At 41.4% G+C, this 1,744-nt stretch carries 1 protein-coding gene and 2 pseudogenes; 1 reads left to right on the top strand and 2 read right to left on the bottom strand.

Going from position 1 to position 1,744, the window contains the following annotated elements; all coding sequences use genetic code 11:
* A pseudogene (locus G5154_RS21040) lies at positions 1 to 385 on the bottom strand (histidine kinase); the annotation flags it as partial.
* A 2-nt stretch (positions 386 to 387) separates the two neighbouring features.
* Positions 388 to 1,011 carry a response regulator gene (locus G5154_RS21045; RefSeq protein WP_421251636.1) on the bottom strand — a complete coding sequence of 208 codons (624 nt, stop codon included), beginning with the start codon at positions 1,009 to 1,011 and terminating at the stop codon, positions 388 to 390.
* A 608-nt stretch (positions 1,012 to 1,619) separates the two neighbouring features.
* Between G5154_RS21045 and G5154_RS21050 the strand changes: the two are divergent.
* Positions 1,620 to 1,744, top strand: a pseudogene (locus tag G5154_RS21050) (fimbrial protein); the annotation flags it as partial.

Below are 1,744 nucleotides of genomic sequence, written 5' to 3' on the forward strand. Positions count from 1 at the left end.
CATAGGCATTAGACGTGCTTAAGAAGTCGATCTCTCCACGTTTCAGCGCCTCAATAGCTTCAGCGCGAGATGGTATATTTTTCACAACGATCTCGATACGCAACAAATGGCTCAACATTCCAACAATGTCAGCGGTAACTCCTTCGTATGCATTAGCGCGTAGTGTAATATCCATAGGAGGATTATCAGGCATTGGGACTCCGAGCACCAAGCGCCCCTTATTTCGCAACCAAAGCCATTCTTCCACATGTAATGGCAAAAAATTTTTATCAATATATTCACTGTCATTTCGCGAATACACATGCAAGAATGGCGACTCAACATGACTTGCTGAGGCAAAAAATGCGCATAATAAGGCCAGAGCGGCTACGTATGATGCTTTCATATTCACAGTAACTCTTGGCGCTTGGCCAGGCTAATCAGGTCAACCATATTGGTCACATTCAGTTTCTGCATCAACCGAGTTTTGTACGTACTGACTGTTTTTTCACTAAGCAACATACTCTCTGCAATTTGTTTGTTGGTATGCCCCTGACATATTTTCATTAAGACACTCATCTCTCTGTTAGATAGGGCTGAAAGGAGATCTTTCTTATCGACTGCATGAGCATTTCTAGCACCATGAATAACCTCTTGCGGGAAGTGAAGTTGACCTTTTTTAATTTTAATTAGTGCACTTTTTAGCAAAGAAAGATCATCCGTTTTGGATATAAAACCATTCGCTCCAGCTTGCAGACAGCGCACAATGGTATGATGTGTGGCTTGTGCAGAAAAAATTATTATTTTAATTTCCGGATCGATTTCTTTGATTCTTTTGATTACCTCAATACCATCCAGTCTGGGAATTACAATATCTAGGATGACTATGTCATGGGTATTTGTACGTGCAACCAAAACAGCATCTACGCCATTGTCAACCTCTGCAATAATATGATGATCGTCTTGCTGAAACAGGATGCGAATAGCCATCCTGATGGCTGGGTGATCATCCACTATCAATATTTTTCTCATATACTTTCCTGCAATGATACCACTTAACATTGCTTATATTAACTATAAAAACATCAAGCGTACCATATGGCGTTTTAATGTTGATAATGTGTTGCGTAATTTAGGTGAAAAATCATATCCCCGCACCTAATCGATAGTTATCTAATATTTTTATACTAAATCATCAATAACTTATAGAGCGATGTGTTCTTTTGAATCTCGATTTTTCATTCGCTAGTTCCCGAATGGCAACCACTCTCATCGGCCACCGTCAGAAGCACGCGCCATCTAGATAAAAAAATACCAAAGTTCATAAAAATCAAAAATATAATAAAATTAATAAACTGATAAGCGAATGAAAACGTTTCGTTTTAAGTTGCTGGTTACAGTCACATTTTGAGATTTTTCCTACACAGCATTCAATCGATCCAAACTGGCCTGACCGCTATCTTTGCTTTCTTTTTCTGGCGAAAAGATGAGCTGGTTGATGAAGCACTGCGCTTTGGCAACCGGCAAGGTTGCTTGGACGAACCTGTCCGGCAAGGTTGAAATGGAAGGCACCTTGGGTGCGTGAAATCAAACGGGTGGCAGCAAATGCCCCCATCAGAAAATGTGTAGGAAATATCAAGATGAAAAAGACTCTGATTGCGCTGACTGTTGCAGGACTGGGCTTTGCCGCCGCCGCTCAGGCCGCTGTGGAAGCCACTGCCACTGCCACCTGGAAGGCTACAGCCAAGAAAGACACTGTGTCTGA

This window comes from Aeromonas sp. 600527, assembly GCF_049175415.1.
In the GTDB taxonomy this organism is placed as follows: Bacteria; Pseudomonadota; Gammaproteobacteria; order Enterobacterales; family Aeromonadaceae; genus Aeromonas; species Aeromonas veronii_A.

What these genes read in the sequence shown, in the direction of transcription:
- G5154_RS21045 (WP_421251636.1), bottom strand. Translation starts at nt 1,011, where the DNA reads ATGAGAAAAATATTGATAGTGGATGATCACCCAGCCATCAGGATGGCT.